At 39.9% G+C, this 22,158-nt stretch carries 21 protein-coding genes; 12 read left to right on the top strand and 9 right to left on the bottom strand.

The genetic code is table 11. From position 1 onward, the window contains the following. Window positions 1-108 precede the first annotated feature (108 nt). Window positions 109-1,272 carry a nucleotide sugar dehydrogenase gene (locus L3V36_RS19485; RefSeq protein ID WP_102440969.1) on the bottom strand — a complete coding sequence of 388 codons (1,164 nt, stop codon included), beginning with the start codon at window positions 1,270-1,272 and terminating at the stop codon, window positions 109-111. A gap of 152 nt (window positions 1,273-1,424) precedes the next feature. Here L3V36_RS19485 and rfaD point away from each other — a divergent pair, with 152 nt between their 5' ends. From rfaD to L3V36_RS19455, 6 genes are all read left to right on the top strand, one after another. Beyond that, entirely contained in the window at window positions 1,425-2,366 is a 942-nt protein-coding gene (gene rfaD / locus L3V36_RS19480; protein ID WP_102440968.1) for an ADP-glyceromanno-heptose 6-epimerase, read from the top strand. A 131-nt stretch (window positions 2,367-2,497) separates the two neighbouring features. After that, window positions 2,498-3,484 (top strand): lauroyl-Kdo(2)-lipid IV(A) myristoyltransferase, encoded by a 987-nt coding sequence (gene lpxM, locus L3V36_RS19475; RefSeq protein ID WP_102548337.1) that lies wholly within the window; start codon window positions 2,498-2,500, stop codon window positions 3,482-3,484. Continuing rightward, the gene (locus tag L3V36_RS19470) at window positions 3,481-4,203 is read left to right on the top strand and encodes a glycosyltransferase family 25 protein (protein ID WP_017093944.1); all 723 of its coding nucleotides are present in this window, start codon (window positions 3,481-3,483) and stop codon (window positions 4,201-4,203) included. The genes lpxM and L3V36_RS19470 overlap by 4 nt, the downstream gene beginning before the upstream one ends. Further along, a complete protein-coding gene (gene waaF, locus L3V36_RS19465) occupies window positions 4,200-5,255 on the top strand; it encodes a lipopolysaccharide heptosyltransferase II (protein WP_208775534.1) in 1,056 nt (351 codons plus the stop codon). Before L3V36_RS19470 ends, waaF begins: the two co-directional genes overlap by 4 nt. Continuing rightward, window positions 5,249-6,526, top strand: a complete 1,278-nt coding sequence (waaA, locus tag L3V36_RS19460) for a lipid IV(A) 3-deoxy-D-manno-octulosonic acid transferase (protein WP_208775533.1) — start codon at window positions 5,249-5,251, stop codon at window positions 6,524-6,526. The genes waaF and waaA overlap by 7 nt, the downstream gene beginning before the upstream one ends. A 123-nt stretch (window positions 6,527-6,649) precedes the next feature. Next, complete coding sequence (locus L3V36_RS19455) at window positions 6,650-7,849, top strand: O-antigen ligase family protein (RefSeq protein WP_017093941.1); 1,200 nt, start codon at window positions 6,650-6,652, stop codon at window positions 7,847-7,849. Window positions 7,850-7,937: 88 nt separating this feature from the next. Here L3V36_RS19455 and L3V36_RS19450 read toward each other — a convergent pair whose 3' ends face one another. The 8 genes from L3V36_RS19450 to L3V36_RS19415 form a co-directional block, all read right to left on the bottom strand. Further along, window positions 7,938-9,848, bottom strand: coding sequence for a nucleoside-diphosphate sugar epimerase/dehydratase (locus L3V36_RS19450; RefSeq protein ID WP_102448515.1), 1,911 nt, complete (start codon window positions 9,846-9,848; stop codon window positions 7,938-7,940). 86 nt (window positions 9,849-9,934) lie between these two features. After that, on the bottom strand, window positions 9,935-11,704 hold the full coding sequence (gene asnB, locus L3V36_RS19445; RefSeq protein ID WP_017093939.1) for an asparagine synthase (glutamine-hydrolyzing): 1,770 nt from the start codon (window positions 11,702-11,704) through the stop codon (window positions 9,935-9,937). A gap of 1 nt (window position 11,705) precedes the next feature. After that, a complete protein-coding gene (locus tag L3V36_RS19440; protein ID WP_017093938.1) occupies window positions 11,706-12,260 on the bottom strand; it encodes a sugar transferase in 555 nt (184 codons plus the stop codon). Continuing rightward, window positions 12,257-13,072 (bottom strand): aldolase/citrate lyase family protein, encoded by an 816-nt coding sequence (locus L3V36_RS19435; RefSeq protein WP_017093937.1) that lies wholly within the window; start codon window positions 13,070-13,072, stop codon window positions 12,257-12,259. Before L3V36_RS19435 ends, L3V36_RS19440 begins: the two co-directional genes overlap by 4 nt. 1 nt (window position 13,073) lies before the next feature. After that, the gene (locus L3V36_RS19430) at window positions 13,074-14,543 is read right to left on the bottom strand and encodes a lipid II flippase MurJ (RefSeq protein ID WP_102448473.1); all 1,470 of its coding nucleotides are present in this window, start codon (window positions 14,541-14,543) and stop codon (window positions 13,074-13,076) included. After that, window positions 14,540-15,742 (bottom strand): hypothetical protein, encoded by a 1,203-nt coding sequence (locus tag L3V36_RS19425; protein WP_017093935.1) that lies wholly within the window; start codon window positions 15,740-15,742, stop codon window positions 14,540-14,542. The genes L3V36_RS19430 and L3V36_RS19425 overlap by 4 nt, the downstream gene beginning before the upstream one ends. A gap of 244 nt (window positions 15,743-15,986) precedes the next feature. Further along, the gene (locus tag L3V36_RS19420) at window positions 15,987-16,661 is read right to left on the bottom strand and encodes an acylneuraminate cytidylyltransferase family protein (protein ID WP_017093934.1); all 675 of its coding nucleotides are present in this window, start codon (window positions 16,659-16,661) and stop codon (window positions 15,987-15,989) included. Between the two features lie 265 nt (window positions 16,662-16,926). Then, window positions 16,927-17,619 carry a 3-deoxy-D-manno-octulosonic acid kinase gene (locus tag L3V36_RS19415; RefSeq protein WP_017093933.1) on the bottom strand — a complete coding sequence of 231 codons (693 nt, stop codon included), beginning with the start codon at window positions 17,617-17,619 and terminating at the stop codon, window positions 16,927-16,929. A 97-nt stretch (window positions 17,620-17,716) separates the two neighbouring features. Here L3V36_RS19415 and L3V36_RS19410 point away from each other — a divergent pair, with 97 nt between their 5' ends. Genes L3V36_RS19410 through L3V36_RS19385 form a run of 6 tightly spaced genes read left to right on the top strand, consistent with a single transcriptional unit; the run spans window position 17,717 to window position 22,151 of the window. Beyond that, window positions 17,717-18,790, top strand: coding sequence for a glycosyltransferase family 9 protein (locus L3V36_RS19410; RefSeq protein ID WP_032555408.1), 1,074 nt, complete (start codon window positions 17,717-17,719; stop codon window positions 18,788-18,790). A 10-nt stretch (window positions 18,791-18,800) separates the two neighbouring features. Beyond that, window positions 18,801-19,565, top strand: coding sequence for a glycosyltransferase family 2 protein (locus L3V36_RS19405; protein ID WP_017088736.1), 765 nt, complete (start codon window positions 18,801-18,803; stop codon window positions 19,563-19,565). Then, a complete protein-coding gene (locus L3V36_RS19400) occupies window positions 19,565-20,365 on the top strand; it encodes a glycosyltransferase family 2 protein (protein ID WP_017093931.1) in 801 nt (266 codons plus the stop codon). Before L3V36_RS19405 ends, L3V36_RS19400 begins: the two co-directional genes overlap by 1 nt. Beyond that, a complete protein-coding gene (coaD, locus tag L3V36_RS19395; RefSeq protein WP_029405805.1) occupies window positions 20,358-20,843 on the top strand; it encodes a pantetheine-phosphate adenylyltransferase in 486 nt (161 codons plus the stop codon). The genes L3V36_RS19400 and coaD overlap by 8 nt, the downstream gene beginning before the upstream one ends. Beyond that, window positions 20,840-21,787 carry a glycosyl transferase family 90 gene (locus L3V36_RS19390; RefSeq protein WP_017093929.1) on the top strand — a complete coding sequence of 316 codons (948 nt, stop codon included), beginning with the start codon at window positions 20,840-20,842 and terminating at the stop codon, window positions 21,785-21,787. The genes coaD and L3V36_RS19390 overlap by 4 nt, the downstream gene beginning before the upstream one ends. Further along, the gene (locus tag L3V36_RS19385) at window positions 21,780-22,151 is read left to right on the top strand and encodes a diacylglycerol kinase (protein WP_017088732.1); all 372 of its coding nucleotides are present in this window, start codon (window positions 21,780-21,782) and stop codon (window positions 22,149-22,151) included. The genes L3V36_RS19390 and L3V36_RS19385 overlap by 8 nt, the downstream gene beginning before the upstream one ends. Window positions 22,152-22,158: the final 7 nt, after the last annotated feature.

Here is a 22,158-nt window from a genome sequence, read left to right as displayed (position 1 = left end):
GATAACATCTGGTCGAATTAGCAAACGCTAAAATTCACCTTCAATCCATAATACCTTTGATCAATCATAGCTGTAATCAATCGCTGCTGTAATTAATCACTGCTGGAATCAATCACTGCCAAACAGGTCTCGCGTGTACACCTTATCTGCAACGTCTGATATTTCATCGACCATTCTGTTGGATACAATCACATCTGATACGGCTTTAAACTCTTCTAGGTCAGAATAAACCTTCGAGTTAAAGAAATACTCTTCTTCCAACACAGGTTCGAACACGACCACTTCTATACCTTTAGCTTTCAAACGCTTCATGATGCCTTGAATCGACGACGCACGGAAGTTGTCCGAGCCGGCCTTCATGATCAAGCGATAGATACCTACAATTTTAGGCGAGCGCTTAATAATTGACTCCGCAATAAAGTCTTTACGAGTGCGGTTAGCGTCAACAATAGCGCCCACAATGTTGTTTGGTACATCTTGATAGTTAGCTAATAACTGCTTGGTGTCTTTCGGTAAGCAGTAACCACCGTAACCAAATGAAGGGTTGTTGTAATGATTGCCAATTCGAGGGTCTAAGCCCACACCTTCGATGATCTGACGAGAATCCAAACCATGCGCTTCGGCGTAAGAGTCGAGCTCATTGAAATAAGAAACACGCATCGCCAAGTAGGTATTTGAGAAGAGCTTTACTGCTTCCGCTTCTGTGGAGTGAGTAAACAGTACGTCGATATTCTCTTTTTCTGCGCCTTCAACAAGAAGGTTTGCAAACACTTTCGCTCGCTCAGAACACTCACCAACAATAATGCGTGATGGGTGTAGGTTGTCGTACAGGGCTTTGCCTTCACGTAAAAATTCTGGCGAGAACATAATGTTTTCACAGTTTAAATCTTGCTTAACACGCTCAGTATAACCAACGGGTACCGTTGATTTGATCACCATGACGGCATTCGGGTTAACCATCATTACGTCACGAATCACCGACTCTACAGAACTGGTATTAAAGTAGTTCGTTTTAGGGTCATAGTCGGTTGGCGTAGCGATAATAACGAACTCTGCATCTTGATACGCTTGCTTATCGGTTGTGGCTTGAAAACTCAAAGCACGATTAGCCAAAAACTCTTCAATCTCAACATCCATGATTGGCGATTGCTTGTTGTTCAACATCGATACCTTTTCTTCGACGATATCAACTGCAACAACATCATGATTCTGCGCCAACAACATCGCATTGGATAAACCTACATAACCGGTACCCGCAACTGCAATTTTCATGATAATACCTATAATTTCGAGTGCTTACTGCGCACTTACCTAAGACTAATCTGCTCATATCATACTCCGCTTAAGGAATTATTCCACTAGCCCGTCTTTGTCATTCCTTGCTATACTCGCGGTAGTTTTATATTCAAAAGAGTAGGAAAAATATGATTATCGTAACTGGTGGTGCTGGCATGATCGGCAGCAATATTGTGAAAGCACTCAATGACGCAGGCCACAACGATATTCTAGTTGTCGACAACCTCAAGAACGGTAAAAAGTTCAAGAACCTTGTAGACCTAGACATCACTGACTACATGGATCGCGACGACTTCCTAACTCAAGTTATGGCTGGCGATGATTTCGGCCCTATTGACGCTATTTTCCATGAAGGTGCTTGTTCGGCAACGACCGAGTGGGATGGTAAATACATGATGCTCAACAACTATGAGTACTCAAAAGAGTTACTGCATTACTGTGTTGAGCGTGAAATCCCCTTCCTATATGCCTCTTCAGCTGCCACTTACGGTGAGACAGAGACTTTCATCGAAGAGAAAGAGTATGAAGGTGCATTGAATGTCTACGGTTACTCTAAACAACAATTTGATAACTACGTTCGTCGCCTAACCGCGGATGCTGTAGCGCATAACGAAACGTTACCTCAAATTACTGGTTTCCGTTACTTCAATGTTTACGGCCCACGTGAAGATCACAAAGGCAGCATGGCCTCTGTTGCTTTCCACCTAAACAACCAAATGAACGCCGGTGAGAACCCTAAACTGTTCGCAGGTAGCGAAACATTCCAGCGTGATTTTGTGTATGTCGGTGATGTGGCAGCAGTAAACCTGTGGTTCTTAAAAAATGGTGTTTCTGGCATCTTTAACCTAGGTACCGGCAATGCTGAGTCTTTTGACGAAGTTGCCAAAGCGGTAATTAAGCACCACGGTAAAGGTGAAATCGAAACGATTCCTTTCCCTGAGCATTTAAAAGGCGCTTACCAAGAGTTTACTCAAGCTGACCTTACGAAACTTCGAGCAGCAGGCTGTGATGTGGTATTTAAAACCGTAGCGCAAGGCGTTGCAGAGTATATGGCACTTCAAAACAAATAAGCTTTAATGTTCAATGTTCAATGTTCAATGTTCAATGTAACTTTAATGCTTAATGCTTAATGCTTAATGCTCGATATAACTTTGATACTCAATAATAACAGCGGTTCAGACAATGAACTGCTGTAGTAGTGATTATGACCCAAAGAAACGATTTTGATCCAAAAGCTTATAATCCAACATTCAACCGAAGCTTCCTAACGCCTAAATTTTGGGGAACTTGGTTAGGGGTTATTGCTGGCCTCCCTCTTGCGTTATTGCCTCTCAAAGCTCAAAAATGGCTTGCTAAAACCATTGCAGCTAAACTCGCAAAATCTCAAACTGGGCCTGCGCACCGCAGCCGTGTTAACTTTGAACTCTGCTTCCCAGAGAAGACATTCGAAGAGCGTGAAGCCCTGATTGAAAAAACACTGTTTACTGCATCACTATTTTTCATCCGCTTTGGTTTATTGAGTTTGAAACCCGCTTCCTGGCTAAAGAAGCGTTGTAATATTAAAGGCTTAGATATATTACAAGGCCACATTGACGCTAATGAGAATGTCATATTGATGGTACCTCACTCCTGGGCGATTGATGTACCAGCCATTCTTCTTGCGTCTATGGATATGCCAGTATCTGCCATGGCAAAGAAACAAAAAAATGATGTTACTGATTGGCTTATGCACAAACAGCGTGTTCAACACGGTGGCCGTGTATATGAGCGTTCTGGTGGAATAAAACCATTTTTGAAATCAATTCGAGATGGCTATATCGGATACTACCTGCCAGACCAAGATCATGGCCCCGAACATAGTGTTTTTGTCGATTTTTTCGCGACAAGAAAAGCGACGCTGCCAGGCTTGGGGAAAATAGCGAAGCTATCTCGGGCAAAAGTCCTGCCGTTGTTTGCGTCAATGAATACCGAAGACGGCTCTTTTAACATCGAGATATTACCGGCTTTTGAACTCGATAAAGGCGAAGAGCAAGACGCAAGAACGTGTAATCAAGCGATCGAATATTTCGTTGGAGACAAGCCTGAACAGTACATGTGGATACTTCAGCTTCTGCACTCTCAAGAAGATGGCAATAACTACTACAACCTCTTCAAACCAAGATACAAAACTGACTGGAAAGTACAATGAAAGTATTTGTCGTAAGCTTGGCCCGATCGTTAGATCGCAGAGAGCGTATTGAAAATAAGTTAAAACAAGAAAGCATTGAGTTTGAGTTTTTTGAGGCTGTAGATGGTTCACTCGAAGGGTTTCTCCATTCGGAAAGAAGTCGCCCAGCAATCACCCAGCGCCGCAAAGGTTACCAACTAAAAACTAGTGAGGTGGCTTGCTTTTCAAGCCATTACGAACTGTGGATGCGTTGTATTAACCTTAACGAACCCATTGTTATTTTAGAAGATAACGTTGATCCAGTTACAGGGCTAAAATCGGTACTGGAACATGCCACATCTTTAGCTTCTAGCTACGATTACATCAAGTTATCTGCTACCCAGAAGCGAGCGTTCTACCCTATCATTTCAATCGACGATAATTACACCTTGGGTGGCTATGCTGCCGGAACTTGTGGTACAACCGCATACATTGTGACTCCAGCTGCTGCTTCTAAATTTGTTGAGCATGCTCAAATATTTGTCGAACCAGTAGATGACTACATGGAAAAGCCATGGCGTCATAAAGTTCAAACTTACAGTGTTACTCCAGATTTGTTCACGAGAGCTAAAATAGCATCGACCATCGGTGAAAAACGTAAAGATAAATCTAAGATGTCCTTACTTAAAAAAATCTACGTAGAGCTATTCAGAACCTACGAATCAACTCTTAAGTTTCTGTATTGGAAGAACAAAGTATGAAAATACTTGTAATCGGCCCATCTTGGGTTGGCGATATGGTGATGTCACAATCACTATATATAACTCTAAAGCGACTTCATCCTGAAAGTCAAATCGATGTAATTGCGCCTGGTTGGTGTAAACCTATTCTTGAACGTATGCCTGAAATTAACCAAGCGATCGATATGCCGATTGGCCATGGTGCTTTAAATTTACTAGGTCGAAGAGCTATTGGCAAAACGTTACGTGACACACAATATGACCAAGCTTTTATTTGTCCTAATTCGGCAAAATCAGCACTCATTCCTTGGTTTGCTGATATTCCGAAACGCACCGGCTGGAAAGGCGAGATGCGCTATGGCCTTTTAAACGACCTTCGCCCAAACAAAAAAGCTTTCCAATATATGGTCGAACGCTATGTCGCATTAGCACACCCTAAAGAAGACATGCTTGATTCTAGCTCTTTAGGTGGTTTGGATCATTTGCCGAGACCAGCTTTAACCATTCTCAAAGATGTGCAATTGACCACGGTGAATAAATTCAAACTGAATTTAGATGGCGCAATTATAGGGCTATGTCCTGGTGCAGAATTTGGCCCAGCGAAAAAGTGGCCTGAAACACACTATGCAGAAGTCGCGACCTCTATGAGTAAAGCAGGCAAGCAAATATGGTTGTTTGGTTCTCAAAAAGATCTCGAAACTTGTAACAACATCAGAGCATTAGTACCTAAAGAGCTGCAATACCGTATTCATGTTTTAGCTGGCCAAACAAGCTTAATTGAAGCTGTTGATTTATTAGGGGCGTGTGACACCGTGGTTGCCAACGATTCAGGTTTAATGCACGTTGCTGCTGCAGTCGGTTGTAATGTCGTTGCGGTATATGGCTCCACATCACCTAAATACACGCCGCCGTTGGCTGAGAGAGTCGAAATTGTTCATACCGATATTGACTGTCGCCCATGTTTCAAGCGCGAGTGTGAATTCAAGCACCTGAAATGCCTTACTGAGCTGTCTCCTAAGCAAGTGCTCGATAGCATTCAAAAACTGGAAGCCATTTCGGTCAGCGCATGCTAATCCGCATTCTTTATACAGCTGTGCTAACACTAGCAGCACCAATCTTGCTATTTGGCTTATATAAAAATAAACCCAATAAGCCTAAGTTTGGTGCTCGCTGGAAAGAGCATTTTGGTTTCACTCCAAAGTTAGTCAGTGACGTATCTCCCATTTGGATTCATGCGGTCTCTGTTGGTGAAAGCATTGCCGCTGTACCTCTGATTAAAGAGCTAAAGAAACAAGCCCCTAATCAACCTATTTTGGTCACCACAACGACAAGCACCGGGGCTGAGCAAATCAAAAAGCTCGGCGATCTTGTTGAACACCGTTACATGCCTATCGACTTTGGCTTTGCTGTAAAAGGTTTCCTAAAAGCGATAAAACCAACACAGATGCTGATTATCGAAACCGAGCTTTGGCCAAATACGCTTAACGTGGTCCATAACGCAAGAATTCCAATTACTGTCGTTAATGCTCGCCTATCACAGAAGTCATGTAACAACTATGCCAAGGTTCAACCGCTATTTAATTTGCTGCATCCCTGCCTAACCAAAATACTATGCCAAACTGGATCTGACGCTGCTCGTTTTGAGCGTTTGGGAGTTGATAAAAACAAACTAACGGTCACAGGATCGATTAAGTTTGATATTCAAATTTCAGACGAAGTTAGAGAAAAAGGCAAAGCACTCAGGGCTGAGCTTGGTGAAAACCGTCCTGTATGGATAGCTGCCAGCACTCATAAGGGTGAAGATGAACAGGTGTTGGATGCCCATCAGAAAGTTCTAGAGGCACACCCAAATGCCCTTCTTATTATAGTTCCTCGCCACCCAGAGCGATTTGATGATATATTTGAGCTATGTCAAAAGCTAGGCTTTGAAGCAGTTAGGCGTACAAGCCGAACAGAAGTAACAGCATCGGCCCAAGTTTATCTTGGCGATACGATGGGTGAAATGCTCCTACTGTTAGGAACAGCAGATATCTGCTTCATGGGAGGTAGTTTGATTGGAGATAAAGTAGGTGGGCACAATGTGTTAGAGCCAGCGGCTTTGGGCGTTCCAACCATAACCGGACCTAGTTATTTCAATTTTGAAGAGATTGTCGTCGCTATGAAGAAAGAAGGTATTATAGATATTGCCCGAAATTCTCAGGAAATTGCACGTTATACAACACTCTACATGAATAATAAAAATCAACGAAATGAAATAAGTAACAAGCTAAAAGTATTTACATCTAAAAGGTGTGGTGCTTTAACTTCTACAATCCAGAAGCTTAACGCTATAAATGGTCAGTAAATTTAAAAAACATCAAATTCAATATTGAAGCAAAGCATTGAGCATACATACAAAGCTTAGTAATAAAAATGATACCATTGGTTAAAATAAGCCGTCACATTGACTTCTCAAAGAGCTATCAAAATGAAATTTATAGAAAAAATCCGTATAAACAAGACATCCCCACATGAATGGCTAATATGCCTACCAATAATATGGGTTTTTTCGGGCCAACTAATAAACTCTGATTCTTACAAAGCTATGATCGTGCTGTCAGTAATTTCTCTAATTACTTCAGTTTGGAAGTATGGGTGCAAAACAATCATCCATAACATCACAAAGAATAAGTGGATTCAATTTATTGGTGTAATGCTACTGTCGACTATATTTTATAAAGAATACAATAATTCAATCTCCAATGGCTCTTTGCGTGCTTATGCAATCATGTTTGTTTTTCTTATTTCTTTTCCAAATAAACTATCGAACAAACTCTTTCACAATCTTCACTGGCTTTTGTTTATTTCCAGCTTATTCATGTTAACGTACACCATTCTTAATATGTATTATTGGAACAATCCTAGAGCCTTATGGGATATAAATCCTATACCATATACCACAATGTCTGCAACTGTAGCGATTGGTTCAGTATGTTATCTTTTAACCTCAAAAACAAAACAAGTTTGTAATGTAAGTCTAATAACTTTTATATTTAGCTTTAATTCATTAGTAGTAGGCCTTTCAAGAGGGCCATTTTTAGCTTTACTTTGTTCTTTGTTTATTGTTGTTATCTTCACTCAACGAAAAAAATGCCTTAAATATGGTAGATTACTATCTGTCATTGCTATCGCTGTTTCATCTATCATAATTCATTCATCTCTTGTTACCGAGAGGGTAAGAAATACCGAAAATGCTATTGAAACAATCAAACAAGGTGGAACAGATACATCGATTGGAGCAAGATTAAAGTTATGGCATTCAAGTATCTATTCAATATTTGAGAAACCGATACTCGGTTTGGGTAATGAAGAGAAATCATTTAGAGAAGAGTTAGCAAGTAAGGGTGTTATTGAGCAAGAAACAACTCAATGGAGCCACTATCATAATCAGTATATCAATACTTTAGTTAAGCAAGGAGGAGTAGGGCTAGCATTATTAATGCTATTGATTATCTATCCTCTAACACAACTAAAATTTTTAGATACGCTTCCTGCTAGTATGGTGCTTGGGGTATTGGTTATCTTCTGGGTTGCTGCTCTTACAGATATTCCTATGAATCATGCTCAACCGCTGATTATGTATATAACACTAATTTCCCTAAACTTGCTTCAAGAGAAAAAAGAATAAATAGTATGTTTCTTATACTCACAAATCAGAACTACAAGGTAATGATTGGTACCTTGTAGCTCTGAGATTATAGTGGATGCTTAAATAATCAATGTATATTATGTTGAGCATTAGCCTTCCAAACAAGATCACATATTCCATCCGTCGGCTTAAAACCTGTTGGAGCCTCAAGTAATATGCTCCGAATTTTATCATGCTCAAAGTTATGACAAGCTTCATCTAACTTACTGAGTATCTCTTGGTACTGAACAAGCGGTAAATAGCTCTCATGAGCAGCCATAATACGTTCATGGCTAGTTTCCTTGACGTTATCTCCAATCAAAAGCTCTTCATAAAGCTTTTCACCAGGTCTTAAACCTGTGCAGCGTATTTCGATATCACCATTAGGATTCTCATTATCCCTCACTTCGAGTCCCGAAAGATTAATGAGGTTTTTAGCTAAATCGATGATCTTCACAGATTCTCCCATATCAAGTACAAATACGTCCCCTCCTTTCCCCATTGCTCCAGCTTGAATAACTAACTGGGCAGCTTCTGGAATGGTCATAAAATATCGAGTAATATCTGGGTGAGTCAGAGTGATCGGGCCTCCATGCTCAATTTGCTGCTTGAACAAAGGCACGACAGACCCGGATGAACCAAGAACATTACCGAAGCGAACCATGCAGAACCTTGTAGCTATAGCTTTATGAAGCTGTTGCTCAGCGAGTGCTTGCAAGCCTAGTTCAGCTAAACGTTTAGTTGCTCCCATAACATTTGTCGGTCTTACAGCTTTATCGGTTGATATCAATACAAAAGACTCGACACCACTTTCTATTGCAGCCATGGCGGTGTAGTAAGTACCAAAAACGTTATTTCTTACGCCCTCTACAACGTTGTGCTCAACTAATGGAACATGTTTATATGCTGCAGCATGATACACTGTGTTTACTTTAAAGGCGCTCATCACAGCCGATAGACGATTTTGCCGCTGAACGGAGCCAAGCAAAGGAATCACCTCTGAATCTAGCCCCTCATTCGCAATGTAACTGTTTAACTCTTTGTCTATCTGATACAACGCAAACTCTGAAAGCTCATAAAGAATCAGCTTTCTTGGTTTATTTTTAATAATCTGGCGGCATAACTCAGAACCAATAGAACCTCCAGCCCCAGTCACCATTACGATTTTACCTTTAATATTAGCTTCTAACAGTTTCTGGGTTGGTGCGACAGGGATGCGACCGAGCAAATCCTCTATCGCTACCTCTTTTAACTCGTCTATCTTTACGATGCCCAAGACAAGATCATCTAAGTTTGGGATAGTTAAAACATCGATACCCTTGGCAGTTAGCAAAGACGCGGCATCTACTTTCTGTTTTTTCGGAGCGGAAGGAATGGATAAAATCGCTTTATGAATACCATGCCTGCGCTTTAATTCTCCAATACTATTTGGTGAATAAACCTTAACACCAATAACGGTCCTTCCAATTAGAGTTGGATCATCATCAATATAAGCTTTAACATTATATAACTCACCTTTTTGCAGCATTACAGCCAACTGGCGTCCAGCCTTACCTGCCCCATAAACGATAATGTTTTCTCGTCCCTTTGATGAAATACCTTCAATAAGGCTTACAATAATAAATCTTGAAAAAAAGGTTAAAATGAAAGAAAAGCAAAAGAACAATATTGGTAAGGTTCTCGGTAACATCACTTGGTTAAAGTAGGAAATAAAACCTAGAAAAAGCACAACAATACATAATGAACTTATAATTAACTTCGTAATACTATTCATTGCATGTCTTAATACATGTCGATATACACCTCGAACCCAACAAATAAACACAAATACTGTTGCTGATGAGATTGATAGGTATAAATAGCTTGAATAGTCTATTAAGTACTCTAATTGATAGAACCTTGTAAAGACAGCTATCCAAAAGGACAGTAATATAAAATTAAAATCTAATACAGCTATTAGCGTATCCTTAACTCTGCGTCTCAAAAAAAATTCTTTCATTACAACCAACTTGAGGTTACTCATTCATTTATCTTGTGGGATATCTATATTATTCAGCTATGAGAAAAATCCCATAGCTGTTCACTCTAATCGATAAATTCTCTAAACCACAATTCAACTGCCATCAGTGCTCTTATTTCTCGGGTGTTATTAGAAACCCCTTTACAATGATGATCATAAAGCTCTTGGACAAAATCATGGTTAAAAATCCTTCTTGATTTTGCCTTTTCACTAAATAGGAGATCGGAGACCATGCCCTTTAAGTCCGTTTTGAGCCATTCACCAATAGGAACTGTGAACATTTGCTTTTTACGGTAAGCTAACTCCTCGCCTATCAGGTTAGATACGGTCTTTTTGAAAATGTACTTAGTCTCACCATCGTGTAGTTTTAATTCACCTGGAATTGAAAAAGCTAACTCAATCATTCTAAAGTCTAGAAATGGAGCACGATTTTCAATAGATACAGCCATTCCCATTCGATCAGGTTTAACTAAATTATTTCCAGGCAGTAATAGCTTGGTATCTATATATAAGGCTTGGTTTATTCTGTCCTGGTGCTTTACTTTCTTAAACACTTGCTTAGCAAAATAGTGGCTATCGACCCCAGCCAAAGCTTCTAACATAGAATCGCTGTATAACTTACTCTTCGATGCTTGTTGGAATAATGAAATACTTTCCAAAAACTTAACCTGAAACTCTTCATCACTTAGCGAGTCAGTGTCTGAGCCAAAAAAGTTTTTGTATTTATCATATCCGGCAAATAACTCATCGGCACCATCGCCTGTCAAAACCATTTTTACTTCTTTTGAAGCAAGTTCTGCGACTTTATACGTCGGCATAAAGGAAACATCACCATGTGGTTGATCGCAATGATATGTTGATTTCCCCCACAAATTCAGAAGGTTTGCTTCTACTTTTTCGCAAACATGCTCAGTATTGAATCTTTTTGCCGCAGCCTCTGCGTAGGGGGATTCATCGTACTTTTTATCATGAAAACCAATCGAAAATGTTTTGACTGGTTTTTCTAAATGCTTCGCCATATAACCAACAACAGAGCTTGAATCTACCCCTCCAGATAGGAACGCCCCAAACGGAACATCCGCCCTTAAACGAAGTCGGACTGCGTCATCTAAAGTCGTATCCAACTTCTCAATCCAGGACGACTCACTTGCTTCTTCTGGTTCAATCTCAGCAACATCCCACCAAGATATTTCCTCAATACCTGAATTGGAAATAGAGAGGTAGCTCCCCGGCATTACATGTTCCACACCAGAAAACATTGTCATTGGCGGTACCACATAGTTGTAAGAGATATAACTATCTAACGCTCTCTTGTTTAGTTCTCTTGGAATACCAACTTCCAAGATTGATTTTATTTCCGAACCAAAGGCCAACATTCCGTTGTGGTTAGCATAATATAGTGGTTTTTCTCCAACACGGTCACGAATGAGATACATAGTGTCTATGCGCTTATCATAAATACTGATTGCAAACATACCGTTTAGCATTGAGATGAAGTCAATACCGTGCTTTTGGTAGAGTCTTAATAATACTTCTGTGTCACATGTTGTTTTACATTCAAAAGGGGTCCCAGCAAGTTCTTGAGCAAGTTCAACATGGTTAAATATTTCACCATTTTGAACCACAACAATATCGTGCTCATCGGAATAAAAAGGCTGCTGTCCGTGCTCTAAATCTAAGATTGCTAACCTCTGGTTTCCGAGTGCTCTACCTTCTCGGTGGTAATACCCCATGCCATCAGGTCCTCGATATACAATCGCCTCCCCCATAGCACGCACTATTTCTTGGCTTATAGAACGATTAGAAAAGTCGAAGTAACCGAAAATACCGCACATATTAATTCCCACCTTTGCTAATAACTTGCTTCACTGTCATCGCTATAATTTTTAGATCGAGATAAATGTTGTGAGTCTTTACATACTCTAGATCTAATCGTGTACGCTCTTCTGGTGTCGTATTTGAACGCACCGTAGCTTGAGCCAAACCCGTGATTCCCGGTTTAACGCTATTTCTTAAGTGCCATTCATCTGGCGTATAGTTTTTTTCTTGGACGGGAACGTCAGGACGAGGGCCAACGATACTCATATCACCCAATAGCACGTTTATAAGTTGCGGTAATTCATCAATGCTTGTTCTTCTGATTACTCGTCCAACTCTAGTGATTCTTGGATCATTTTGTTGAGTGAAATAAGGGCCTACTTCGGATGCATTGCATTTCATACTACGAAATTTATACATTCCAAACTCTCTCCCCCCTAACCCCACTCTTTTTTGTTTAAAAAATGGTGAACCTGGATCATCGACAAAGATGATGACCGCAACAACAAACAAAAGTGGCGCGAGTAAAATCAATGCCAACGCCGAAACTAAACAATCAAAAATAATCTTCACATTTCACCTTCTACAATGCCGTCCACAATTCTTTTTAGTTCGTTTTTATCATGTTGAACCTGCTCATAAGTTCTATTTTTCAATCTCTCTATCTCGGAGTGCAAGCGCGAAACTTCTAGATCTAGATCGAGTTTGCTCTTTAGCTCCATGAGGTTTTTAGAGCGCTGATGAAATGCTCTAGACAATATAACCGCACTAGAACCAAGACGAATATGCTCCCCCAAGATCAAACTCGCAGGTAATGTCCCTTCGCCAATTCTAGCCACCCCGCCAAAGCCAAATCGCTTTCCAGAAGTTTTTATTACCGCAACTAATTGATCCAAGTATCCTGTTGAAATGATCTCGAACATAAAACGAAAGCCCAACTCTCTATGCAAGTCATTCAAACCTATATAGAACTCTGATACATAAGGGCTATCAACATAAGTTTCTAGAGACTCGGCGGCAGGTTTTGTCTCAATAAGAGGAATGAATTTGGCTCTGCCATTTATCATTTTACCAACAGTGTTCACCTCTTCTTTTGAGTGAAACATTGGTAACATAATGATATCAGCGCCCTCGGTAATAGCTCGATCGACTTCTTTGTTAGTATTGTTATTGAAGGGGTTGATACGAACCAATACTTCAGATGAACCTGATGCCGCTTTAACCTTATTAATGTCTTCTTCAGAATGATCACTTATTACAGTATCTAAATGTCCTTGACGCTCATACTTACCAAGAATTTCCAGGTCAACAAAAATACGTTTGATACCACAACTGTTAGCATAACAAGCAATATCTGGGTTATTGGTTATATACATTAAATTCATACTAGCTCCTACTATTCAAAAACCTAAACATTAAAACAAACACTAATAAAATTGATGATACATATACCCCTATAGTAAAGGTTCCAATAATAGGTTCTAGTGTAGTAACAAAGCTCTTTACCGTATACAAAATAACAAACGTTATCAATAGCAATAAAATACCAAGTACAAGTATTCTCATATCGATATAGAATGGAAAAATATTATGCCCAACTCGAAGAGCAATAAAAAAACATATTGCTGTAGAGGCGTAAAAAGTTATTAGAAAATAAAATAAATCTTTAATTGGTGGTTGCACCAACATCAATAAAGAAAAAATGACAACGCCCAAAAAGGTGGTCACTATGAAAGGTCGCTTCGTATCCATTCTTGATGAAAAAATAGCCAACACAATGCCGTTCACGCACTGAAACGGCAAACTTATGGCATACACCTTCAAATATTCAGAGATATTCATCAACTGAGTGTGACTTAATGCACCCCAACCATAAATAGTTTCAACTATAGTATCCGCATAAAGAATCATTGCTGTTGTCACAAGTATGGACATAAAAAGGCTAAAACATAATATATTAGATGCTAGTTTTAAGAACTTACCTTCATTACCATCAGAGTATATTCCCGATAATTTAGGAAGAAATATGATACTAAATACAGTTGATAGGATAATTAAAGGCAGCTCTACTAACTTAATTGTGTAATTCACTAAAGACAGTGCCCCTCCTCCATCAATGGAGGCTACGGTACGGACAATTATTGGTAAAATGAAGATAACACCACCTGCAGCCAAAGCATAAAAATATCTAGATAATAAATCTCTGCTTATTAAATTCCTTTCACGCTTGAAAAAAAATGGGGGTAAGCCTATAACAAGTACTTGTGATAACCACCGCAATAAAGACGCAAATACCAAGCCAATCGATATCAATATAAATCCACTATCTAAAAAGGCTGATAAGTAAACAAATGCAATAATAGTAAGATTAACTATTAACGTACTCAAAGAGGTAATTGTGAATCTTTCTTTGGCATTTAGATAAGCTAACGAAGCACCAGTTGCCAACGAAAAAGGCAATGCAAGCAAGCTAAAGAAAAAGTAATCTTGATTGTTTTCTATAAATTCTTTATTCATTCCCAAAGCAAGGAATGATATTAATTCGCTCCTAAATGGATAAGAAAGTAAGCAAACCGTTAAGCCAAAAAGAATCATTACAGACGTTACTTGCTTGTAAAGTAACTGACTCTCTTCTTCATTTAATTTTTTGAACTCTGGAACTAGTGCCATACTCATGGCACCTCCCATGAGTAAGTTAACTAAAAAGTCAGGGGTCGTAAGCAACAAAACAATAAAATCGCTGTTTTCTGTTGCCCCAAAGTTATTTGCGATTATTATTTCACGAAGAAAACCACTAAATCGACCAATAAACAGTCCGAGCGAAACAATTAATGCACTAAGGAAGATTGTCTTCATGAGTATAGCGACAACCCTAGATATCTAGAAATTTCACGTGAAATATTTTCTGTAGCTAGGCCTTCATACAAACTTATGCCGTGAGTGGCTTTTTCAAACTCTTCAATAATGGCATTGTACAACTCATTTTCATGAAATACGGGTGTGGATAAGCCAGCCTTATAGAATGAATTGTAGCGATTGAAAACTGTTCCTTCTAACGTAACTAATCCCAACCCCATGGCTTTGCCTTCCAAACCAACGGTGCTCATGTTAGTCAGAACAACATCCGATTGTGCTAGCTGCTCATGGAGAGAGTCCTTTTTACCTGAGACATGCAAGTTATTATAATCTGAATAGTCAATAACTTGATTTGGGTGAGGTCTTACAATCACTTTCCAATCATGTTCTTGAGCAAGAACATTGAGCTTTTTTCGAACTCTAAATGCAAACTCCGGTTCGCCTACAATATCAGGATATAAATGAAAGTGTTTAGGCAGGTGACAATCTGCAAACAAAAGTGTTAGTTGATTCGTTTTTTTTCTTCTTTCTGTCAGTTTGATACTGTCAAAAACTGGCGTACCAGTGACAACAATTCGAGCTAAGCGACTTTTCCTTGATGCTTCCAAGTTGGATTTAACTTCATTAGAAAGGACGCAAATAATATCGGCTAACTCATCGTTAGCAATATCCAAAACTCCAGAAAGCCCACCTTCAATCCATAGCCCATCATTGATACAAAGCGTAGGTACACCACACTTCTTCGCCGCAGACAAAGAAGCTCGTTCAGCTCTGATTGCATTCGTTGTTATAAGCATATCAGGTGAAAGAGATTGAATGATTTTTATCAATGTAGATTCTGGATAGAAAGCAGCTCTTCCTTTGCTTTCATACAAAGACTTTGCCTCCTCTAGACCTACGCTCTTGACAAGATCATAGTATGAGCAACCCATATAATATAGGCTATCTTCATATTGCACTTCGTCATTATGTCCAAGGTCAGCAAGGAGGCTTTCACCCGTAGTCACGACTTCCAGCTCGAAGAGTTCTTTGAAAGATCGGAATGTCACATACGGTACGCCTCGAGCAGCTAAGTAAGGAGCTGCTAAAGTCAAAGCTAAGATCGTTATCTCGTATTCATCTTTGAGCTGCTGGTAAAGAGGCTCAACGATCGTTACGTGTCCACCACCGTAACACACCATTAGTAGTTTTTTTTTCATTGCCTAACCTTAAGACCAAATCTGTACCGTCTAAATATCAACCTATCAATGCCCCGTTAAACCAACCAAATTGAGTGTAATTTAACCACACTACAAAATATTCAAACTAATGTACTAATCGCCCTAGCCTAATAAGATTGAGAGTGTATTTTAAAACTATTTATTAGTTTGTTAGGACATCAACAACTCTAAAGGCCGGAATGTACTTCAGTTGATCAAGCTTAAATCAGTCTCTAGCTTTAGTTTATTCATTGTCTTGTTTTGATAACAGTATCTCTGCAATTTGAAATTCAACAGGAAAATTGATATCGAAGACTTCTTCTACAGGCATAACAAAGTGCTTTGGTTTGTTTCCAAAAAAGTAGCTGTTTTCTAGCATATCTTTGTGCCTTTGAATAAAAATAGCTCCATCTTGTGCATAGAGAGGCTCCAGCTCAGATGCCAAAGTATGTCTTTCTGCATAAGGATCATAGTTTAAAACTTGGAAATTGGCGTCCCAGAGGTGCTCTTTTAACTCATATACAGATAGTAAAGAGTCATACCCTTTTTCCTCTGAGTGAAAAAAAGCGTTTACAGCGCTTTCATAAGTATCGACAGAAACTAGTGGGTTTGTACAATGAGCCCAAACGACGACATCAGCGGAAATCAAGCTACACATATTGCCGATCATATCGTTGGCACTAGCACGAGCTTCATCACAGTAGTAGTCAGGTCTCTTAACTACCTCTGCCCCTCTCGCTTTTGCAAGTTCTAAAATCGTTGCATCTTCAGAGCCGACTACAACACGACTGATCGAAGGGCATTGCTTTAAGATATCGATTTTACGTTCTAGGAGGCTACTGCCATTTATTGGCAGAATATTCTTGTTTGGAATTCTTTTACTTCCACCGCGAGCTACTATCACAGCTACAACATCCACATTGATCACCTATATCAAAAAACGCCAATTTATAGGATTATACCTTGCTTACAAATAATACAATCCCAAACTCTATTCAAACAACTGAGTCTACACTGACTTCGAAAGGTAAACCATACAAACCCCACCTGATAACCTCTGTGGGTTCACTATGATTTGGTATTTACTGTACCAATAGCTCAATCTTACTTGAACTACTCCCCCAAAAAATCATGTGTAAACATAGCATAACTGATTTAACTACAGGCTTGATTACTAAGTAGACTCAATGGTCTAACCACTTCCAGTTAGATTCGTTCCAGCTAATATTCAGCTTAGACTTTTCTTTTTCAAAGGATCTTTTTAGTCTCTGCCAATTATGTTGTTTCCAATTATCTCCTTGTTTCTTATTACACTTATCAAAATCAATAATCCACACCCTATCTTGATCATCAATCAAGATATTGTGGATGTTAAGGTCAGTATGATTTACTTGCGCCTCATGCATCTTACGAATTTCAGCGCCTATCTTTTGGTACATTTCTTTAGGTAATGGTTTCTCTCGTAAGATCGCCACTAGATCTTGAGCATTAGGGATTTTTTCACTCAAAAGATCGGCTTTATAGGTAACTCCGCCTTTCACCACCCGAGCAGCGATCGGCTTAGGTACGTTAACCCCCGACGTCTGAAGTACTTTAAGCAGTTCGAACTCTTGGTAACTGCGAGTCTTCTCATCACCAAAGTATAGGTAACTGTCTTCAACAAGCTTGCCAAATAGGCCACCACGACGGTAATGGCGCAATGCTGCTTGAATAGTGTCTAACTCAACAAACCACGTCGTACCACGCCCGGTGGCGCTCCCTATGATTTTATTTTGCTGCTGCCAATATTCAGCGTCAAAGGCATGCTTTGCCTGATCTGGTGAAATTAATGATTCGTCAAACCAAATCACTTGATTGTCAAAGTTAAGCGTTTGCATCCTATCTACCTACCTAATTGCTTAGTTTTATTTTACATTCCCCTAGCCCAACTGCATAATTCTTATTAATCAATTTGATAGAGCTCACCTCATGCCTTTGTTCGAATCTGCCCCTAAATCACTCTGTATTTTGCGACTTTCTGCGATAGGTGACGTGTGCAACACCATCGCCACTGTTCAAGCAATTCAAAAGCAATGGCCTGCTACCAAAATCACTTGGATCACCGGAAAGTTAGAAGCTCAATTACTCGCTGCAATTGAAGGCGTGGAAGTGCTCACCTTTGACAAAAAAGCGGGCCTTGAAGGGTACAAGTCGTTGTGGCGACAGCTCAAAGGTCGAGAGTTTGATGCGCTACTTCATATGCAATATGCACTTCGTGCAAGCTTTGCCACTCTGGGTATCAAGGCAAAATACAAACTCGGGTTTGCGGCCGATCGCAGTCAAGATTTTCAAACGTTATTTACCAATACCAAAGTGAGCTCGCCATCTTCACTGCATGTCGCAGATGGACTAATGGCCTTTGCTCAACACATTGGTGTTCACGATACAACGCTGAATTGGTCTCTGTCCTATAAAGAGTCAGACAACGCATGGGCACAGCAACAGCTCGACACCAACAAACCTAACCTACTCCTTGTTCCAGGCGCAAGTAAGGCCTATAAGAACTGGCATGCACAAGGTTATGTTGATGTGGTTAACCATGCCCGCAATCAAGGCTGGAATGTCATTCTGGCAGGTAGCCCAGCGCAGGTTGAAGTCGAGTTGACACAAGCAATTCAAGAAAAGCTAACCGAACCTTGCCGCAACTTGGTTGGTAAAAGCTCTATCATGCAGATGCTTGCTATTATTGATAAAGTAGAGCTTGTCATTGCTCCCGATACCGGCCCAACCCATATGGCGAATGCGATGCAAACACCAGTTATTGGTTTATACGCTCACCATAACCCACACCGCGTTGGGCCTTACCACTACCTGCAATATGTAGTGTCGGTTTACGAAGAGGCGATACTGGCAGAGACAGGTAAAACGAGCCAAGATCTAAGCTGGCGCACACGAGCAAAAGATGAGCAAGCGATGCAGCTTATACAAAGTGAAACGGTCATTCACATGTTTGACCAAATAGTCACTGATATTTACCCACAATACCAATGCCTTAAACCGCACGAATAAGGAAGAAATCTTGTCTAAACCAACTTTAGCCGTTGCTTTAATTGTAAAGAATGAAGAGAAGCATCTTGAGGCATGCCTTAATACTGTAAAAGGTTGGGTCGATGAAATCGTCCTACTCGACTCTGGTAGCAGCGACCGCACAGAAGAGATCGCAAGGCAATACACCGATAAGTTCTACACCAATTTAGAGTGGCCCGGCTTTGGGAAGCAAAGACAACTTGCTCAACAATATGTTACGGCTGATTATGTTTTATGGTTGGATGCTGATGAACAAGTGACCCCTGAATTAAAACAGAGCATTTTAAAGGCAGTGGCAGAAGATAAACCCAATACGCTGTTTCAAGTAAATCGATTAAGCGCCGCATTCGGAAAATTCATCTATCACTCAGGATGGTCCCCAGATTGGATAGTTCGCCTCTATCGTACAGATTACACTCAATATAATGACTCTCTTGTTCATGAGAAAGTTGAGAATCAAAACTACGCGATACAAAAACTCGATGGGCGGTTACATCACTATACCTACGAGCACCTTCACCACTACATCAATAAAACGACAGGTTACTTAAAAGCCTGGACGGATGAGAGAGAAGGTAGAAAGAGTGCCGGTCTAACAACAGCACTAACTCACGCTTTTGCAAGCTTCATTAAGATGTATATTATTAAACGTGGTTTCTTAGACGGTAAGCATGGCTTTATTCTAGCTTGGCTATGTATGCACTCTACATTCGTAAAATATATCGATCTATACCTACGAGAACAGGCAAAGAAATAATGAAAACAACTTTAATCATTACAACTTATAACTGGAAAGAAGCCTTAAAATCCGTGTTAAAGAGTGTAACGCGCCAAACCGTTTTGCCTGATGAAGTCATTGTGGCAGACGATGGTTCTCGAGAAGACACCAAAGAAATAATTGACCAAATGCGTAATGGTTTCCCGGTTCCATTGATACACAGTTGGCATGAAGACCATGGTTTTCAACTCTCTATGAGCCGAAACCGTGCTATAGCTAAAGCATCTGGCGATTACCTGATTATGATTGATGGCGACATGGTGTTGTCACAAACCTTTATCGAATCACATAAACGCGTGGCGAAACCAGGTTGGTTTGTCCAAGGTGGACGAGTGCTGACTGACGAAGCATGCAGTCGTGAAATCATGGAAAATGGATTAGTTCCTTCTGTCTTTAGCAAGGGGATCCGGAACCGTAAGAACTGCATCACAAATTCGCGGCTAGCTAACTGGTTCTCTTATGAACGCAATAACGACAACGCGACTCGCGGCTGCAATATGGCATTTTGGCGACAAGATGTTATCGCAGTTAACGGCTTCAACCAAGATTTTGTAGGGTGGGGACGTGAAGACAGTGAGTTCGTTCACCGCATGCTGAACTCAGAAAAGTCTCGTCTTTATCTAAAATTCGCTGGTATCGGCTACCACCTTTACCACGAAGAAAACTCACGTGCATCACTTACTCAAAACGATGAAATATTAGATAACACGATAAAAAACGATCTAAAACGTTGTACTAACGGTGTTGATAGTTTCTTAGGCGGAGATAATGATGAGTAACAAAGTTATATATCCAGGTACCTTTGACCCTATTACTAACGGGCATCTAGACTTGATTAAGCGGACTACTAAAATGTTCGAGGAAGTCGTAATTGGCGTTGCGGCGAGCCCATCCAAAAATACGATGTTCGATCTAGAAGAACGAGTAAAATTGGTTCGTCAATGTTGCCGACACCTAACAAATGTTTCCGTTGTAGGCTTTAGCGGACTGCTTGTTGACTTCGCTGAAGAACAAAAGGCTAGTGTTTTAATTCGAGGCTTACGCACTACAATGGACTTTGAGTATGAATTCGGGTTAACCACGATGTACCGTAAACTCTTACCAGGTTTAGAAAGTATCTTTTTAACACCTTCTGAAGAATTTGCATTCTTGTCATCTACCATTGTCAGAGAAGTGGCAATTCACGGTGGTGATGTAAAGCAATTCGTTCCTCCCGAGGTGAATAACGCTATCTTAGAGAAAGTTAATCGATTATGAAGAAATTTAAGTACTACTTAATTAACGGATTTCTCGCCAACCTCCCTTCATTTTTATTTCGTTCCTCTGCAAAAATATTACTACGCAGGAAGAATGAGTATGACATAAGTTACCTGCGGCAGCGTGTTGACTATTACAACAAAAATGACTCTAGTTTTACATTGACTACCCCAAACTTAACCCAAGTTAGTAGATTTAAAAAGACTGGTGGTAGTGCGTACTACTATGACTTACTAAAGGTCGTTAAGAGTTTTCCACAATTTGCCACTTTCAAATATGTTAACGGAGATGTCATTGACATCCCAAGCGAACCTAGTTTCTTAAAAAGCCGTCCAATTGAAGGGAATAACGCTAATTCAGTGTTGCTAAAGCTTAATGCTGTCAGACATTATTTTTTTGTGGAGAATGACCGACCATTTCTAGAAAAAAAAGATATGTTGGTATGGCGAGGCACAGGATTTAGGCCAAATAGGAGGACGTTACTCGCCACACATTTTAATAACCCTCGCTGTAACGTCGGCCGTATTGACACAAAAGATGACGACCTTGAGCAGCTAAACTATGTCACACCATCAATGACTATTTCCGAACAACTGAACTATAAATTTATACTTAGCTTAGAAGGTATGGATGTTGCTACTAACCTAAAGTGGATCATGTCATCAAATTCACTATGTTTTACTCCAAAATTACATTTTGAAACATGGTTCATGGAAGGAAAACTTAAACCAGGCTTTCACTTTGTTGAAATAAAAGATGACTTTTCGGATTTAAACGAAAAGATGGATTATTATCTAAAGTATCCACAAGAGGCGCAAACGATAATTAATAACGCTCACCAATGGGTTGAACAATTCCAGGATCTGAGGAGAGAGCAGTTGATTTCATTACTCGTGGCACAAAAGTACTTTCAAAAATCAGGGCAAGTTGTTTCTAATGAGTGAATATCACAGTAAACCCGGAAACTCCGGAATTAAACGAATTATCAAAGCAACAGGGTATTCAATCAAAGGAGTAAAATCAGCCTTTCAGAGTGAGGCAGCGATCAGGCAAGAACTTGCGCTTTGCTTAATTTTTATACCTATAGCATTTTGTCTCGATATCAGTAAGCTAGAGACTTTAGCTCTTGTCGGAACCCTAGTATTTATCTTTATATTAGAGCTAATCAACTCAGCAATAGAAGCTGTCGTTGATCGGATCGGTCCAGAGCATCACGAGCTCAGCGGTAAAGCGAAAGATATAGGTTCCGCGGCAGTCATGGTTGCAATTTTATTTGCTATCTTCACTTGGTTATTAGTATTGGTTTAAGTTAAAT

The organism is Vibrio sp. G-C-1 (assembly GCF_021728015.1).
Lineage (GTDB): Bacteria > Pseudomonadota > Gammaproteobacteria > Enterobacterales > Vibrionaceae > Vibrio > Vibrio splendidus.
The sequence above is the reverse complement of the archived record's forward strand: the minus strand, read 5'-3'. Positions and strand labels throughout refer to the sequence as shown.

Excerpts from the sequence above, each read along its gene's own strand:
- waaF (WP_208775534.1), top strand. The coding sequence starts at position 4,200 with ATGAAAATACTTGTAATCGGCCCATCTTGGGTTGGCGATATGGTGATG.
- L3V36_RS19400 (WP_017093931.1), top strand. The coding sequence starts at position 19,565 with ATGAAAACAACTTTAATCATTACAACTTATAACTGGAAAGAAGCCTTA.
- L3V36_RS19435 (WP_017093937.1), bottom strand. The coding sequence starts at position 13,072 with ATGAATTTAATGTATATAACCAATAACCCAGATATTGCTTGTTATGCT.
- L3V36_RS19390 (WP_017093929.1), top strand. The coding sequence starts at position 20,840 with ATGAAGAAATTTAAGTACTACTTAATTAACGGATTTCTCGCCAACCTC.
- asnB (WP_017093939.1), bottom strand. The coding sequence starts at position 11,704 with ATGTGCGGTATTTTCGGTTACTTCGACTTTTCTAATCGTTCTATAAGC.
- L3V36_RS19385 (WP_017088732.1), top strand. The coding sequence starts at position 21,780 with ATGAGTGAATATCACAGTAAACCCGGAAACTCCGGAATTAAACGAATT.
- L3V36_RS19470 (WP_017093944.1), top strand. The coding sequence starts at position 3,481 with ATGAAAGTATTTGTCGTAAGCTTGGCCCGATCGTTAGATCGCAGAGAG.
- L3V36_RS19430 (WP_102448473.1), bottom strand. The coding sequence starts at position 14,543 with ATGAAGACAATCTTCCTTAGTGCATTAATTGTTTCGCTCGGACTGTTT.
- L3V36_RS19455 (WP_017093941.1), top strand. The coding sequence starts at position 6,650 with ATGAAATTTATAGAAAAAATCCGTATAAACAAGACATCCCCACATGAA.
- L3V36_RS19415 (WP_017093933.1), bottom strand. The coding sequence starts at position 17,619 with ATGCAAACGCTTAACTTTGACAATCAAGTGATTTGGTTTGACGAATCA.
- rfaD (WP_102440968.1), top strand. The coding sequence starts at position 1,425 with ATGATTATCGTAACTGGTGGTGCTGGCATGATCGGCAGCAATATTGTG.
- coaD (WP_029405805.1), top strand. The coding sequence starts at position 20,358 with ATGAGTAACAAAGTTATATATCCAGGTACCTTTGACCCTATTACTAAC.
- L3V36_RS19450 (WP_102448515.1), bottom strand. The coding sequence starts at position 9,848 with ATGAAAGAATTTTTTTTGAGACGCAGAGTTAAGGATACGCTAATAGCT.
- waaA (WP_208775533.1), top strand. The coding sequence starts at position 5,249 with ATGCTAATCCGCATTCTTTATACAGCTGTGCTAACACTAGCAGCACCA.
- L3V36_RS19485 (WP_102440969.1), bottom strand. The coding sequence starts at position 1,272 with ATGAAAATTGCAGTTGCGGGTACCGGTTATGTAGGTTTATCCAATGCG.
- L3V36_RS19425 (WP_017093935.1), bottom strand. The coding sequence starts at position 15,742 with ATGAAAAAAAAACTACTAATGGTGTGTTACGGTGGTGGACACGTAACG.